Source organism: Acetobacter fabarum, from assembly GCF_022483405.1.
In the GTDB taxonomy this organism is placed as follows: Bacteria; Pseudomonadota; Alphaproteobacteria; order Acetobacterales; family Acetobacteraceae; genus Acetobacter; species Acetobacter fabarum.
Window position 1 is genome coordinate 49,159 of the sequence record NZ_JAKVNI010000001.1, and the last position, 14,201, is coordinate 63,359.

Genomic DNA, 14,201 nt, shown 5'->3' on the forward strand with positions numbered 1-14,201 from the left:
GCCCCATGCTGACCTTCTTGACCCGGTCGGATCAGGTATTCTGACACCGGGACTTACGCGGGCTGGATGGCGCAAAGCCGGGACCATGCCGCTCCACCGACGCACAGCGCCCCGAACGTCGCGAACAGGTATCCGGGGACGACGCCCATCTCGCCCATGCCGCAGAAACCCAGCGTCGTGCCAAATCCCGCCAGCGCGGCCGGCAGGGCGAGCAGGAGCGACACCACCCCCCGGATTGCGGGATCGTGCGAGGAGGCGAGGATCGCCTGGCCGCATGCCAGGACCATGATCCCGGCGGCGATGCCCGCGAGCGTGGCGTGCGCGCCGGACAGCACGCCATGGTCGTAGAGCATGGTGCCGACCATCGCCGCCACGAACAGAGGGGCGGCATAGACCGCGCACAGAAACAGCAGCCAGCACAGGAAACCGATACTGGCGAAGCCGAGGACAATGTCGAGACCGAGCAGCATGGATCGTGTCCTTTCCACGAGGGGGAACACCACACACATGCCGCGACGATTCAGGAATATCCATGAAATAGAAGTGGTTTTTGTGGATCTGTTTTCACGATCGGGACAGCGCGCGGAGCGCGCCGGACTATGACCGAGGCGCCCCCTGTTGGCGCCTTCCGCTCGCGCCGTGGACGCGGCACGTTGTCCTCGTAGCGTTGGGGCTACCGCGCCAGGAACGTCCCCTTTCCGGCCACCTTATCCGCGAGCCGGCCCCGCCGGCGAGCGCCGCACGCGCCGGGCAACGACGCGTCCCGGCCGCCGGTCCCGAAGGAACGGCGCGATTTTCTGGCCGCCCGCTAAGGCAAAGAAAGGGGGCGGCTTACGCCGCCGCCCTCCCCGTCCCATGCCAGGCCAGCCGACGGGTTGCCGTGGCCGCGTGGTCCGGGTCCAGTTCCATCCCCAGCCAGTCGCGGCCAAGATGTTGCGCCGCCACCAGCGATGCCCCCGAACCCGCGAACGGGTCCAGAACCAGCCCACCCACCGGGCAGAAGGTTTCCACCAAGGGAAGGAGCGAAGCCACCGGCTTTTGCGTCGGGTGCAGCTTGTTTCCCGAATACGGCATGTCGATCACATCCGGGATAGGTTTTGCTGGCGGCGTCACGTTTCCCTTGGCCAGCAGGTAGGCGCTTTCATGTTCATACTGGAGAAACCGGGAAGAGGATGAATAGGACTTGCGAAAAACGATATGCCCGACCATGCGGAACCCCGCCGCCTTCCAGGCATCGGCAAACAGGTCGATGCGGTTCCAGCCATAGAACGAAACGGCAAACCCGCCCCATTTCAGGACACGGTGCATCTGGTTGAAGGCGGGTCGGAGCCAGCGGGAATTATCGTCGTTGCGGACCCTTCGCCCGTCCCTGCCCTGATAGTTCACCAGGTACGGCGGGTCGGTCAGAATGAAGTCCACCGCATTGCGTGGAAGTGCGCGCATAAGCTGCACACTGTCGCCGTTGAGAATGGTGTTGCGGAAATCGGTCGCCGTGGTGGTGTTGCCGGTCATGGTCTTTGCCCTTTGTTCCGCGAGGAACAGCCCCCGCTGTTTCTCTGCCTCGCGGCGAGCAGCGGGGTAGCAACGGCAAGGGCGACCGGTGGGGAGGGGTATCTCCAGATCTGCACGGAGCGCAGCGCAGGAAGATCGGGGACACCCCATCGGGCGGCGTCAGCGCGCTGACGCGAACCCTTGCCGGCGCGAGGGCAGCGCCATTAGCCCTTTTTCCTCTTTATTCATTGGCACTGGCATTTGCTTGCGTCCCTGGGGGCACAGTCATAATCTGCATTCATGGCCCGCACTCCTTCTACAAAATCTGCCACCCGCAAATCCGCCGCATCCGCGAAAGTCGGCACGACCGTCACGAAAGACAATCTGAAAGCCCTTGGTGCGGATCGGCTTGCAGACCTTCTGGTCGAGCTGTCGGAACAGGATGCCGTGCTCACCCGGAAGCTGCGCATGGCACTGACAGCCGCCCATGCGAAAGACAAGCTTGGCAAGGAGATTGAGAAAAGGCTGCGATCGATTCAGCGCTCCCGTGGTTTCCTGCCCTGGGACCGGATCAAACCCCTCGCCACGGAACTCGATGCCTTGCGGCAATCCATTCTCGATGATGTTGCAACGACGGATGTCGGACAGGCCATTTCCGCGATGCGTCTTCTCGTGGAACTTGCTCCTTCCGTCTATGAGCGCTCTGATGACAGTTCCGGTTACCTGTCAGATGTGTTTCGCGAAGCGGCCTCCGACCTTGGCACCCTCTGGGGACGACAGGCTGGCCGGGATCCGGCTGTGACCGTCAGGGATCTGCTCACGCTTCTCGATAACGACAGGTATGGCACGTGTGACCATCTAATCGCATCGTGCGGCGAGGCACTGGGGATTGCGGGCGCGGCCATACTCAGAAGCACGCTTCTTGCACGATTGCACGACCTTCCCGCCTCAAAGGCGAAAGGAGACTATCGTACCGACATCGGGCAGATGCAGACCCTCGGGCACCTGAAGGATCTGGCCGACGCGATGGGTGACGTTGATGCCTATATCGAAGCAGTCAACCTGAGTGAACGTCAGTCCGCCTCTATCGGCGATGTTGCACGCCGCCTGCTGGACAGGAACCGCCCTCAGGAGGCACTCGAGTGGCTCGACCGGGAGACCGATGAGACATCCCGGTTCCACTGGGAAAACGATGACCTTCGGATCGAAGCGTGCGAAGCCGTGGGCGACCGCGACCAGGCCCAGTCCCTGCGATGGAAAGTCTTTCAGCAACGCCTGAGCCTGCCGCACTGGCGGGCGTACCAACGCCATCTCAGCGATTACGATGCGATTGATGCTGAAGAACAGGCACTCGCTCACATCCGCAATTTCCCAGTCAGGAGCGTAGCCCTTTCCACTCTTCTTGAATGGCCAGCGCTCGACGCCGCTGCCCGTCTCGTGCAGGAGCATACGGCAGAACTGGACGGGCGTGATTACGGGACACTACGTCCGGCTGCTGATCGTCTGTCGGAAGCGTATCCCAATGAGGCGACGCTTCTTTACCGCCTGCTGGTCGAGGCCGTGCTGGATAAGGCGCTTTCCCGCTATTATTCCTATGCAGCGAAGGATCTCGCCTCCTGTCGGCTGCTTGCGCCAATGCTGACCACAGCAGATGGAATGGAAAGCCACGAAGACTTCATGTCACGGCTGAAGGCTCGCCATAAGCGTAAGTTGGGATTCTGGTCGCTGATCGGCGAACAGTAAGGACGGCGATTGGGGGGAGAGCGGACAGTATTATAATTGGCGATGCAAAGCCAACTACTCGTAGCGCTGACGTTCAAGGCAGAGACGGTCATGTCTGTAGCCAAGACGTTTAGCCTGCGGCGTCAAAAAACCGACCAACTATTGCACCGCTACTCACGAGACTTACTATTACCTACCTGAGTAGCATAGGATTGACGTTTCCGCCGATGAGCAGCACGGGCTTGTGCTAACCTCCACGCCCTCGTTGCACAAGCGTTATTGACTCTGTTGTCGGGCAACCCATTGGGTATGCTCACGCGAAAATGCCTGCTCAGCATCATTGATAAAGTCAGAAAAGTCTGCTTCCGTGTCGACTTCCTGAACACGTCCTTGAATGATTCCAATTTCATGGGCGGTCAGAGTATAAGACGATGCCAATTCATTGAACTTCTTAACCTGTGTCCATCCAATGATACTAGACGCCACAACTATCAACGGATCAATAGGCCAAATTTTCTGTTCTGGATGCACAATCCGCAGAAGAACTAGAAAAATAGCTATTGCATAAGCAACAACTCCACCAATCATCCAGTGCCTACTTGCTTTTTTGTTCGCAATAGCTTTGGATTGATACCAAGATCTTTGCTCCCGGATACGATTCCGATCGTAAAAATCCTTACGTCCCTGAAGAGAAAGCGCTCTAGTCTCTTCCATCGATACTGTAATTTGGTCATTTGCAGCTGCGTCTGGCGGTATTCTATCTCCGATATGACGATTAGCTTCAAGGATTGCTCGAAGATGGTTTCGAAACTCTGCTCGTCGCTGAACAATATTATCAGCATCACCGAAAGGTTCAGCACGCATACAATAACGCCAACAGGAAGTCTTAATTGACTCCGCGAGAGCACGTCCCTTGTACCAATCTTGCTCCGGCTTCTGCCAGTTACGGGTAACCAGAGTGGCTAATGAGGCCAGAAAAACAAATGCATATGCAATATAGTAAAGTGAAGATTCATCCAGATCGAGCGATAGGATCGAGGCCAATAAGAGCAGGCCGTACTCACCCAAAATGAGGCGTAAATATCTGGTCTGCGACGCAGCAGAAAGCTGTCCCGCTGAGGTGTAGAGCGCTGGATATGAGAACACCTTTGCCTCTACGGAACTAGGCGCCGGATCGCGGCAACAATCGAATTAGAGTTCCACGCTACCACTTCATCGGCGATGTCGACCACACTCTGAGGCGTTCGCTGCTCACCCCACCGTTTTAGCCCAAGGATTGGCTTGCCGAGCGATTTTGCAAAATCCATCTCGAATTGAATCCATTGACTGTGGTTCACATACATCCCAGATACAATAACAACGCACTGGACTGGGCGTATCTGGCGGCGCATGGCTTCGGTTAGCTCCGCAGAGCTCATACGTGGAAAGGCATCGTCCTCGGGCACTGAGAAATTTGACCACAAAAAATTTGACGCATTGTCCAAGAAACTGACGGCACGCTGATAGCGCTCGCTGTACTTCCAAGCATGACTGATGAAGAGCTTGTAGTTATGCAGATAGGGCATCGTATTCCTCTCGTTTCCAGAATACTATGCCACCTAAGGCACCGTGCCAAGACGCCGCGAGCAATCATTTCCCGCCTCTGATCATACCCAATCGAATAGAGGTATCGTGCAAAAAATCACGTCCCATCAGAACCTGACCGATTTTCGCGTGAAGCTTCTCGAGTTTGGCTATACTGTCCGCAGAGACCACAATGGCCTTGCCAGATAAGACCACCGCAACACCCCCGAACGTCTAGCACTTCCACTGAGCGATCACCCTCTGATGCACCTCGTATTTCGATGCCAGTTCGGGCAACGTCTGCTCGCCACGGATCGCCCAAGAGCCACCTAGGGCTTGACCCGAATACCGTTTCCTCATAAGTTTACCTAAATACCCTGTATTACGATTGGAATAGTTTATCACTTTCAGTCCAACTTTCTGATCCGCCTCGATAGAATTAGATCACATCGATACTTACAGTTTATGGTCAGGGAACAAAAAGAATCGCGATAAGCGTCAACACGCTATCGCCATGATTCTGCCTCCAAGTTAAAATTCTTAATAAATTTGAGTGCAATCAGGAAACAGCAATCGCAAAGACAAAAGTTTTCGTTAGCTATGATCATTCAGAAGATGCTTCATACAAATATCTTCTTTTCGACAGTCGTGGTCCAAATATTCCAATCGATAGTGACAATTCAGCAGTGATTAAGGCCTCTTTGACGAAATTGCTCAAATCTGCCACGCATCTGTTGGTGATTGTGGGTGAAAAAAGCAGCACCAGCGACTGGATAGCATGGGAGATAGCACGAGCCAAGCAGGATGACGTCAAGATTAAGTTAGCTGCAGTAAAACTGAATAAGGCCAACATCACCCCTGCCGGTCTATTAAACGTCGGCACATCTTGGGCGACCAGCTTTGAACGCGATCGCATCGTCGATGCCCTCAAAGAGGCTAAAGTTGGATACTGATTCGCAGAGAATTAGATCTGAGAACTATTATTAGAGATATAGTGACAAAGATCATATGACCGAAGATAGTCGTGCAATATGTTTTGTTGTGATGGGGTTCGGCAAGAAGACGGACTTTGAATCCGGGCGGACGATCGACTTGGATGCGACCTACGAGGCCATCATTGAACCCGCTGCAAGCAAGCATAATTTACGGTGCATCAGGGCCGATGAAATCATGCACTCCGGCATCATTGATACGCCAATGTACGAGATGCTGCTTCAATCCGACCTCGTTATCGCCGATATCTCGACGGGTAACATCAACGCTGTCTACGAACTCGGAGTACGGCATGCGCTGCGGCCAAACTGCACTATTATTATGAAGGAGCGCAAGGGTAGACTCTATTTCGATCTGAATCATGTCAATACCTTCGAGTACGATCATCTTGGTGAAGATATCGGAGCACGTGAAGCACGACGCGCCACCCGCGACTTGGGAGTTTTGATCAAGGAGGTCATGGCGTCGGGTAAGACGGATAGTCCAGTTTACACCTATCTTCCCCGGCTTATGCAGCCCAAGCTTAGCGAAGAAGAGTTTTCGGATTTAGTTGACGAGACCGAGGCTGCTCAGGAAAGGCTTTCAGAATTAATGCGAAAAGGGGAGGCCGCGATGAAGGCGAGCAACCCCGAGGTTGCGGTCAACGCATTTAAGGCGGCTACCCACCTGAAGGGGCCTGATCCGTTCATCATCCAGCAACTGGCTTTGGCGACTTATAAAGCAAAGAAGCCTTCGCCCTTGGCTGCATTGATAGCCGGTTTGCAGATCATAAATCAGTTAAGTCCAGACATGTCCAACGATCCGGAGACGCTCGGTATTACTGGAGCGATATACAAACGTCTTTGGCACCTGACGAGTGATCGTCCTCAGCTTGATGCCGCCATCCGCTACTATGGACGGGGTTTCGAAGTCAGGCGGGATTATTACAACGGGGAAAATCTTGCACTCTGCTACGAATTTCGACAGGGGTTGCAGACCGATCCGGAGGAGGCTCTCTACGATCGCCTGAGCGCACGGAAAGTTCGCACGGCACTACTCGAAACCCTATCGCTCTTGATTGAAACACCGTCCTTCGATGAGCGAGCCGACAGGCGTTGGGTGTTGGCAACGCTTGCAAACTGCGCATACGCCTTAGGTAAGCCGCAGGAAGGTGAGCAGTTTGAGAAACGGTTCCTGGCGGAGCAACCAGCAAATTGGGAAATCGAAACCTATCAGGAGTCCAAGACGCACGTGCTGAGCGTATCTTTACCGGACGCGCCCGACCAACCATAATTTTATAATAGACAAAATCCAGAAATTAACGAGTATATGGATACTTTTATTAACACCATGCTAGGCATCTCTTCCGATCTTTAGTAATAATTGTCCTTTTGTATTGTAGTTACATAATTCCTAGATACCAGATACCCCCGCCCGGTCGATCCTAGGAAGATCTTATTATCCTCTTTCGCACCGCTGCCCAAAGTTCGAGCGGGCCAGTCTCTATCCGTCTAGTGCGGATAAACTGACCTTCCCTCGGATCATGCCGGAGCCCAGATAGCGCTGTCCCCGCACCTTCACCCGCAGGACACAGAAGCCGTTCTCTGCATTGTGGAACGTCACCCGCTCGACCAGTCCCGCCAGCGCTTCCGTGGGCGAAGAGTCGGTAGCGCGTCCGCTCATCCGGTCTGCCGGAAGAACGGCACTCCCATATCGTTCATGACTCGCCCTCCCCTCTCGTGCCCCCGTTATACGCCAGTATTTGTACGACGCGCCTGTATCCGGGACTACCCATAACTACGATTCCGCACGCTGGAGTACTCAGGAGCACGCTTTCGCATATTGCGTATTTCCATTGAAATAACAGTCATCTGTCCGGATCGTGTGCCTGTTTTCCTTGCCATACGCGCGGAAGAGAGCGACGATGACGGACAGACCCATCCAGTCCATTGCCCCGGCGTATCGGCCGCCCGAGCCCGAATTGCGGCTCGTCCTGCGCCCCGATGCCCCCGACCCGCGTCTCGTGGCGCTCATCCGCCTCATGGCCCGTCGTGCGGCACGGGACTGGTTCCGGTCTCAGCAACAGGAGCAGCGCCGCCGCTCCGGACCGTAAGGGATCCCCCGTCATGAAGGTCGCGCTCTACGCCCGCTATTCGTCCGACAACCAGCGCGACGCCTCGATCGCCGACCAGCTTCGCATCTGCCGCACGCATGCGGAGAAGCAGGGCTGGACCATTGTCGAGGACTATACCGACCACGCCATCTCGGGCGCGTCCCTGATGCGGCCCGGCATCCAGGCGCTGATCGCCGATGCACAGCGGGGACGGTTCCAGATCGTGCTGGCCGAGGCCATGGACCGGCTGTCCCGCGACCAGGAGGACATCGCCGGCGTCTTCAAGCGCATGAATTATGCGGGCGTGCAGATCGTCACCCTCTCCGAGGGCGAGGTCTCCCACCTGCATGTCGGCCTCAAGGGCACGATGAATGCGCTGTTCCTGAAAGACCTCGCCGCCAAAACCCATCGCGGCCTGCGGGGACGCGTGGAACTGGGCAAGTCCGGCGGCGGTAATGCCTATGGTTATGATGTCGTGCGCAAACTCGACGCCAGCGGCGAGCCGATCCGGGGTGACCGGACCATCAACGTGGTGGAAGCCGAGGTGGTCCGTCGCATCTTCCGCGACTTCGCGGCCGGACTGGGACCGCGCGCCATCGCCTTCCGTCTCAACGACGAAGGCATCCCGGCACCGGGCAGTGGTGCGTGGGGCTTCTCGACCATCACCGGCAACCGGGCACGCGGTACTGGCATCCTCAATAACGAGATGTATGTGGGCAGGCTGGTGTGGAACCGCCAGCGCTTCATCAAGGATCCCGATACCGGCAAACGCCAGGCCCGCCCCAATCCGGACTCCGAATGGGTGATCCAGGAGGTGCCGGACCTGCGGATCGTCGACCAGGAGCTGTGGGACGCGGTCAAGGCGCGGCAGGCCAGCGTCAGCGCCAGCCGGGACACACGCGACACGTCATCGCCCGACCATTTCCGAGAGAAACGCCGCCCACGCTATCTGTTCTCCGGCCTGAGCAAATGCGGCTGCTGCGGTGGCGGCTATTCGATGATCTCCGGCACCCTGCTCGGCTGCTCGACGGCCCGCAACAAGGGTACCTGCCACAACCGGACCAATATGCGCCGCGAGGAGCTGGAGCGGCGCGTACTCGACGCCCTGCGTCACCACCTGATGGATCCGGCCCTGTTCGCCGAGTTCTGCACCGCGTTCACGGACGAGATGAACCGGCTGCGCATGGAGGCGTCGGCCGACATTGGTGCCGCAGAATCAGAACTGAAGCGGGTCGAACGCGATATCCAGCGCCTGATGGATCTCTACCTTTCCGAAGCGATCTCGATCGCGACGGTCAAGGAGCGCGGATCCAAGCTCGAAGCCCGCAAGGCGGAGCTGACCGACTTCCTTGCGACCGCCGAGGCGCCGCCACCCCTGCTCCATCCCCAGATGGCGGAGTTCTACCACCGACAGCTCGCGCGCCTGCACGATATGCTGCATTCGGAGCTGGACGAGAAGCGCCAGGAGGCGGCCGAGGTGATCCGCTCCCTGATCGAGGCCATCATCCTCACCCCGTCCGACAAGGGCCTCCAAATCGACGTCCGGGGCGATCTCGCGGGCATTCTGACAATGGCGTCGGGCAGTGGACAAACAAAAACCCCAGCCCGTTTCCGGACTGGGGTTCGTGATGCGTTGGCATCGCAAGTTCAGATGGTTGCGGGGGCACGGTCTGGCCGATACCAACACTCATTAGCTGTTGCCATCTAAATCGATTTGAGCTCTGAATTATAAAAGAAACGAGCACCAATGTCACGCCAACCACTACGACCGCGCGAGGGACGTCGGGTATACGATTGATCGGGCAGATTCGAAGATAGAGGCCGTTTCGCCGGACGGAGAACGAAAGCAGCGATGAACCCGTTGGACGATTTCCTGCCGCGCTTCAATTTCAGTGAACGACACAGTATCGATATCTGTGCTCCGGACAGCCGCATCATGAACGCGGTGGCAACATGGCGGAATGACGACGATCCGCTGGTCCGCTCTGCCATCCGCCTGCGCGAAATGCCCACCCGGCTGTTCGGCCGCGCGCGGCGGCAGCATCTGGACCTCACCGACTTCACGCTGCTTGAACGGCAAGGCGATACGGCATTGGTCTATGGTCTCATCGGCACGTTCTGGCAGGCGGATTACGGATTGTGCGACATTCCCTCGACGGACGCTTTTCTCGCCCCTCGCCATGACGACGTCTGCAAGCTCACCCTCGGCTTCACCGTCCAGCCGGGTTCGAGGAACACCCATCGTCTGGTGACGGAAACCCGGGTGCTTTGTGTCACGGAGCGAGCCGCGCGTCGCTTCACGCCCTATTGGTATCTGATCCGCCCGGTTAGCAGCCTGATCCGCCGTCGCATGCTGGCGACCATTCGGAAACAGACGGAAACTTCGTCCTGTCAACAGCGTCAGGCGGCATTGCCATGAAGCTTTATGATTATCCCATCGCCCCCAATCCAAGGCGTGTACGCTTCTTCATCGCCGAGAAAGGGCTGACGATACCGACCGTTACGGTCAATCTTGCCAAGCGCGAGCAGTTCGCGCCCACGTTCCGCGCCCTCAACCCCGGCTGTACCGTTCCCGTTCTGGAACTGGATGACGGCACCGCGATCAGCGAGGTGCCTGTCATCTGCCGCTATCTGGAAGACCGGCATCCCGATCCCCCTCTGATGGGTGACACGGCAGAACAGCGCGCCATTATCGGCATGTGGGACCGGCGTATGGAGATCGACGGCTATCTTGCCGCGATGGAAGCCGTGCGCAACAGCCTGCCGGGACTGTCGGGGCGCGCTCTGGTCGGGCCACACAGCTATGCGCAAATCCCCGAGCTTGCCGCGCGCGGTCGTCAGAGGCTGGCCGACTTCATGGCCGATCTGGATGCCCGGCTGCACAATGTGCCTTATGTCGCAGGTGACACCTTCTCGATCGCCGACATCACAGCGTTCGTCACCCTGGATTTTGCCCGTAGCCGACTGAAGCTGGAATTGCCGGACGAAGCTGCCGCCCTACGAGCGTGGTTCGCGAGCATTGCAGAACGGCCAAGCGCGCAGGTATGATAGACTTTGTCAATCATCGCCTTAAATCCCAACAGAATGGACATATCCTGTCCGATCGTGGCATTCCGGATGTCACCGGATATCTGCGCCTGTGCAATCTTTCCGTTCCATCCCATCTTGATGCCGCAGCGCGACGCTCCTTTATCAAACAGGTATTCATTGCCCCGTCGTGGCCGGAAATTATGCTCAGGATGCCGAACGCGAACAGACCGTTGAAGAAGCGATTACCACCCATGCCGTTATGGTCGAGACCTACCAACATTACGGCTACATCCCCGAAGAGCCTCCTCTTTCATCAGCGGAAGACGCAATTTACGATAACTGCTTTCCTGAAAAGTCCGTCCAGCTTCATCGCGAACATGAACCAGATCGTTTACAATGACGCTTTCCGGCTCATATTCGAGCACACACGTGATGATGCGGTGATCGTCAGCCCGGACAGGAATAAAGCGATCCACTTCGGTCAGTTCCTGTGAAAGATCACGAAAGGTCAGAACGAAGCCTCCGCCTGGCGCCAAAGCGTCGTAAGCATCACGATAGAGTTTTGAGACGTCGGTCCGCTTGTCCAGATGGGTCAACGTATCGCCCATGCAAACGATTGCATCCGTCGAGCCCGGCTCAATCAGTGCAGAAAAATTACACAGGTCTGTGAGGACTGTCCTGACCTGGCAATCAGTTCTGGCATTCTTCAGTTCCGCCACATGATCGGCGGGTAGTCGAGAAGATTTCTTTCATAGTGATATGTATCATTCGATAGAACGACCCAACCGTCAGTTTTCAGGCTTACTATTACTGACCGGGCGTCTGACCGCCCCCATAATGCATGTTCGATGCAAGGAGCCTGCTCCTTAAATCCATTAAGGATATTTACCCGCCCGGCAAAAATAAGGCCCACACCAGCGTGGACGTCGCTTTCCTCCCTCCAACCACTCACGTGTGGGATGCGGTTTGACAACATTGAACTGGTCACGAATTCGATTTCGCGCAGCAGGATATGGAACTAAACGGAATCGAAACAATAAATATTGCCGCGTGATCGTAATGCAGGTGATTCAGAATAATGTTATGAATCTATCCAATATCGAAACAGCACAGGGAAAGCCTTTCGACTGGACATAACCGAAATACCCCTTATCTCTGATTTCTTCTCATAATTCCGCTCTTACCAATATTACCCGCACATAACCCACAATCATCGATGTATAATAAATAGAATTTAATATCTTTCCCGGAGGCGAGCAGTGAGACAATCGACGCAGGACTTCAGAAAATGCAATATATTTCCATAATTCCTTACATCATCTAGCTTTTATTCCCGGCCCCGACGCTCATCAAACATCGACCATGATGTTCGAGCCGTGGCGGTTTTATCTACCACACATGCTTTATCGATTTTCTCGAATGGCGCGTCCACTGTAGGAATTGGAGCCCAACCGAGCAAACCTTCATTATAGATATTGTGCGGGGAAAAATCCCAAGGTGCGGAACGATACCGCCCCGAGTAACGCCCGACAAGGCGAGCCCTTGTCTTCATCCCATCGTTCATAACGACCAGTCCCAGAAAATAGCTTCCATCTCTCGGCGCTGTTTCAGGCCGCATCCATCGTGAATGGGTGACGCGACCCTGCGAACTCGGGATGGATAAGAAAATGGAGGACATATCTAAATAGCACCTTCGTCACACATGAAGTTATATCCGCCAATTCTCTATTTCTATTTTTAAACCATCACGAAAACTTCCGAGCTCTATCTGCTGCCATATTCAACAAAAAAGTAGATATAAACGGCAACGAGACTCGCCAGAGAAACGATCTGAGCAATAAATTTGGCTGACACTCCTATCCCCTCTTTTTGACAGGCATATTGTTCCTTCGCGTATTCAGAATTAATATCACCATCCATAGTGAGAACGCCTCCTGACATGACCTACGATTCAAGAAACAGTAGAAATTTTTTCAATTTGAGGACTGGAATGCATTTTCTCGTCCGCATGAAATTGCATATCCAATTTTATAGATTTCGTTTATATTGTCCGAACCTGACCACAGCCTGAATACCAGCGTTGGGGACGCGTGTTTTTAAACACAAACACGTTACTATATCAGATAGGGACAGGTCAGATTCTGATGTCGACAACCGGCGTTTGCGAGCGCCCAATGAACTTGACGCCGTATTACAAAAGCACTATCGCCCGCTTCATAAGCCAACGGACTGACATGAATCCTCGATCTAGAAACACAAATGGCAGATGGGCAGAGGCGGCCGACTACACCTCGGCTAATTGTCTTGAGGCCTGGAAAACCATTCACCGGTAAAGATCGCCCATCAACGGACGGTTTCTCGATGTCTGGTTCTTCGGGCATGCCTATGCAACCCGGAGAAGCCCCATGTTTCACGTAATGCATACACACGCTGGCCCGTCCGGCACACCATGACCGCCGAGCACGGCTTCTGGGACACCGCGCTCGCGCTATCGGTTTCCTTTGTGCTCGGGGCCATCATTGGCCTGGAGCGCCAGTATCGCCAACGGACAGCCGGCTTGCGGACGAACGTACTCGTGGCCGTCGGGGCCGCCGCGTTCGTCGATCTCGGCATACGCATGGGTGGTGCCGATGGATCGGTCCGAGTCATCGCCTATGTCGTGTCAGGCATCGGCTTCCTGGGGGCTGGCGTCATCATGAAGGATGGCGGCCAGGTCCGGGGACTGAACACCGCGGCGACACTCTGGTCAACAGCAGCTGTCGGCGCATTCTCCGGTACGGGGCTGCCGAGCGAGGCGACACTGGTCGCTCTGTTTATTCTCGCAGGCAACACCCTGTTGCGTCCGCTCGTTGCATTCGTTGATCGCCGCCCGCTGAGACCTGATACGACGGAAGCCTTGTATCGGATGCATGTGGTCTGCCGTCCGGAACATGTGTCCGCTGCACGCGACCTCCTGGCCGATGAACTGGAGCATCATCATTACCCCATACAGGACATCGAAACCTTGTCCGAGGGGGATGATTATGTCGAACTGGCGGCACTGCTCGTGCCCACATCCGCCGACCTGAAAGAACTGGATACCGTGAGCGAGCACATTGCCCAAAGTCCCGACGTCATTAGCGCCACATGGAGTGTCAGCACGACCAACTGAGGCACTCCGCATGCAGACAGTTATTCGTTACGGCGGGCGGAGCAGCCAAGCCCCATTCGTTCATTTTACGAGAGGATACAGAATTGCCGCCTGACCTCATACCCTGAGTTACAATCAGGAAATTTGGCAATCGTTCAGGATGAGGTCAGGTTCCTCGTA

At 55.9% G+C, this 14,201-nt stretch carries 13 protein-coding genes and 2 pseudogenes; 8 read left to right on the forward strand and 7 right to left on the reverse strand.

The features are described 5' to 3' along the window. Positions 1–53: 53 nt before the first annotated feature. Together LKE65_RS00285 and LKE65_RS00290 are read right to left on the reverse strand one after the other, a co-directional pair. Positions 54–470: a hypothetical protein gene (locus LKE65_RS00285; RefSeq protein ID WP_278739933.1), complete on the reverse strand. Its 417-nt coding sequence runs from the start codon at positions 468–470 to the stop codon at positions 54–56. 361 nt (positions 471–831) lie between these two features. Next, positions 832–1,512 (reverse strand): DNA methyltransferase, encoded by a 681-nt coding sequence (locus LKE65_RS00290; RefSeq protein ID WP_278739934.1) that lies wholly within the window; start codon positions 1,510–1,512, stop codon positions 832–834. Positions 1,513–1,791: 279 nt separating this feature from the next. Here LKE65_RS00290 and LKE65_RS00295 point away from each other — a divergent pair, with 279 nt between their 5' ends. Next, positions 1,792–3,234, forward strand: coding sequence for a DUF6880 family protein (locus tag LKE65_RS00295; protein ID WP_278739935.1), 1,443 nt, complete (start codon positions 1,792–1,794; stop codon positions 3,232–3,234). 255 nt (positions 3,235–3,489) lie between these two features. Here the strand turns inward: LKE65_RS00295 and LKE65_RS00300 are convergent, their stop codons facing one another. Together LKE65_RS00300 and LKE65_RS00305 are read right to left on the reverse strand one after the other, a co-directional pair. After that, entirely contained in the window at positions 3,490–4,359 is an 870-nt protein-coding gene (locus LKE65_RS00300) for a DUF4231 domain-containing protein (protein WP_278739936.1), read from the reverse strand. Between the two features lie 8 nt (positions 4,360–4,367). After that, complete coding sequence (locus LKE65_RS00305) at positions 4,368–4,778, reverse strand: TIR domain-containing protein (protein WP_278739938.1); 411 nt, start codon at positions 4,776–4,778, stop codon at positions 4,368–4,370. Between the two features lie 570 nt (positions 4,779–5,348). Here LKE65_RS00305 and LKE65_RS00310 point away from each other — a divergent pair. Both LKE65_RS00310 and LKE65_RS00315 read left to right on the forward strand, forming a co-directional pair. Further along, positions 5,349–5,729, forward strand: coding sequence for a TIR domain-containing protein (locus LKE65_RS00310; RefSeq protein WP_278741705.1), 381 nt, complete (start codon positions 5,349–5,351; stop codon positions 5,727–5,729). 55 nt (positions 5,730–5,784) lie between these two features. After that, the gene (locus LKE65_RS00315) at positions 5,785–7,041 is read left to right on the forward strand and encodes a tetratricopeptide repeat-containing protein (RefSeq protein WP_278739939.1); all 1,257 of its coding nucleotides are present in this window, start codon (positions 5,785–5,787) and stop codon (positions 7,039–7,041) included. A gap of 261 nt (positions 7,042–7,302) precedes the next feature. On the opposite strand, the pseudogene LKE65_RS13600 reads toward LKE65_RS00315, so the two are convergent. After that, positions 7,303–7,431, reverse strand: a pseudogene (locus LKE65_RS13600) (YrrC family ATP-dependent DNA helicase); the annotation flags it as partial. A gap of 443 nt (positions 7,432–7,874) precedes the next feature. Here LKE65_RS13600 and LKE65_RS00320 point away from each other — a divergent pair. From LKE65_RS00320 to LKE65_RS13505, 4 genes and pseudogenes are all read left to right on the forward strand, one after another. Beyond that, positions 7,875–9,569 (forward strand): recombinase family protein, encoded by a 1,695-nt coding sequence (locus tag LKE65_RS00320; RefSeq protein WP_278739940.1) that lies wholly within the window; start codon positions 7,875–7,877, stop codon positions 9,567–9,569. A 144-nt stretch (positions 9,570–9,713) separates the two neighbouring features. After that, positions 9,714–10,280: a hypothetical protein gene (locus LKE65_RS00325; protein WP_278739941.1), complete on the forward strand. Its 567-nt coding sequence runs from the start codon at positions 9,714–9,716 to the stop codon at positions 10,278–10,280. Beyond that, positions 10,277–10,909 carry a glutathione S-transferase family protein gene (locus tag LKE65_RS00330; RefSeq protein ID WP_278739943.1) on the forward strand — a complete coding sequence of 211 codons (633 nt, stop codon included), beginning with the start codon at positions 10,277–10,279 and terminating at the stop codon, positions 10,907–10,909. The genes LKE65_RS00325 and LKE65_RS00330 overlap by 4 nt, the downstream gene beginning before the upstream one ends. Continuing rightward, positions 10,906–11,043, forward strand: a pseudogene (locus LKE65_RS13505) (hypothetical protein); the annotation flags it as partial. The gene LKE65_RS00330 and the pseudogene LKE65_RS13505, both read left to right, overlap by 4 nt. A gap of 105 nt (positions 11,044–11,148) precedes the next feature. On the opposite strand, the gene LKE65_RS00335 reads toward LKE65_RS13505, so the two are convergent. Both LKE65_RS00335 and LKE65_RS00340 read right to left on the reverse strand, forming a co-directional pair. After that, complete coding sequence (locus LKE65_RS00335) at positions 11,149–11,499, reverse strand: hypothetical protein (RefSeq protein WP_278739945.1); 351 nt, start codon at positions 11,497–11,499, stop codon at positions 11,149–11,151. A 1,156-nt stretch (positions 11,500–12,655) separates the two neighbouring features. After that, on the reverse strand, positions 12,656–12,811 hold the full coding sequence (locus LKE65_RS00340) for a hypothetical protein (protein WP_278739947.1): 156 nt from the start codon (positions 12,809–12,811) through the stop codon (positions 12,656–12,658). A 529-nt stretch (positions 12,812–13,340) separates the two neighbouring features. On the opposite strand from LKE65_RS00340, the gene LKE65_RS00345 reads away from it, so the two are divergent. Next, the gene (locus LKE65_RS00345; RefSeq protein ID WP_278739948.1) at positions 13,341–14,042 is read left to right on the forward strand and encodes an MgtC/SapB family protein; all 702 of its coding nucleotides are present in this window, start codon (positions 13,341–13,343) and stop codon (positions 14,040–14,042) included. Positions 14,043–14,201 lie beyond the last annotated feature (159 nt).

Excerpts from the sequence above, each read along its gene's own strand:
- LKE65_RS00285 (WP_278739933.1), bottom strand. The coding sequence starts at position 470 with ATGCTGCTCGGTCTCGACATTGTCCTCGGCTTCGCCAGTATCGGTTTC.
- LKE65_RS00290 (WP_278739934.1), bottom strand. The coding sequence starts at position 1,512 with ATGACCGGCAACACCACCACGGCGACCGATTTCCGCAACACCATTCTC.
- LKE65_RS00295 (WP_278739935.1), top strand. The coding sequence starts at position 1,792 with ATGGCCCGCACTCCTTCTACAAAATCTGCCACCCGCAAATCCGCCGCA.
- LKE65_RS00305 (WP_278739938.1), bottom strand. The coding sequence starts at position 4,778 with ATGCCCTATCTGCATAACTACAAGCTCTTCATCAGTCATGCTTGGAAG.
- LKE65_RS00315 (WP_278739939.1), top strand. The coding sequence starts at position 5,785 with ATGACCGAAGATAGTCGTGCAATATGTTTTGTTGTGATGGGGTTCGGC.
- LKE65_RS00320 (WP_278739940.1), top strand. The coding sequence starts at position 7,875 with ATGAAGGTCGCGCTCTACGCCCGCTATTCGTCCGACAACCAGCGCGAC.
- LKE65_RS00325 (WP_278739941.1), top strand. The coding sequence starts at position 9,714 with ATGAACCCGTTGGACGATTTCCTGCCGCGCTTCAATTTCAGTGAACGA.
- LKE65_RS00330 (WP_278739943.1), top strand. The coding sequence starts at position 10,277 with ATGAAGCTTTATGATTATCCCATCGCCCCCAATCCAAGGCGTGTACGC.
- LKE65_RS00335 (WP_278739945.1), bottom strand. The coding sequence starts at position 11,499 with ATGGGCGATACGTTGACCCATCTGGACAAGCGGACCGACGTCTCAAAA.
- LKE65_RS00340 (WP_278739947.1), bottom strand. The coding sequence starts at position 12,811 with ATGGATGGTGATATTAATTCTGAATACGCGAAGGAACAATATGCCTGT.
- LKE65_RS00345 (WP_278739948.1), top strand. The coding sequence starts at position 13,341 with ATGACCGCCGAGCACGGCTTCTGGGACACCGCGCTCGCGCTATCGGTT.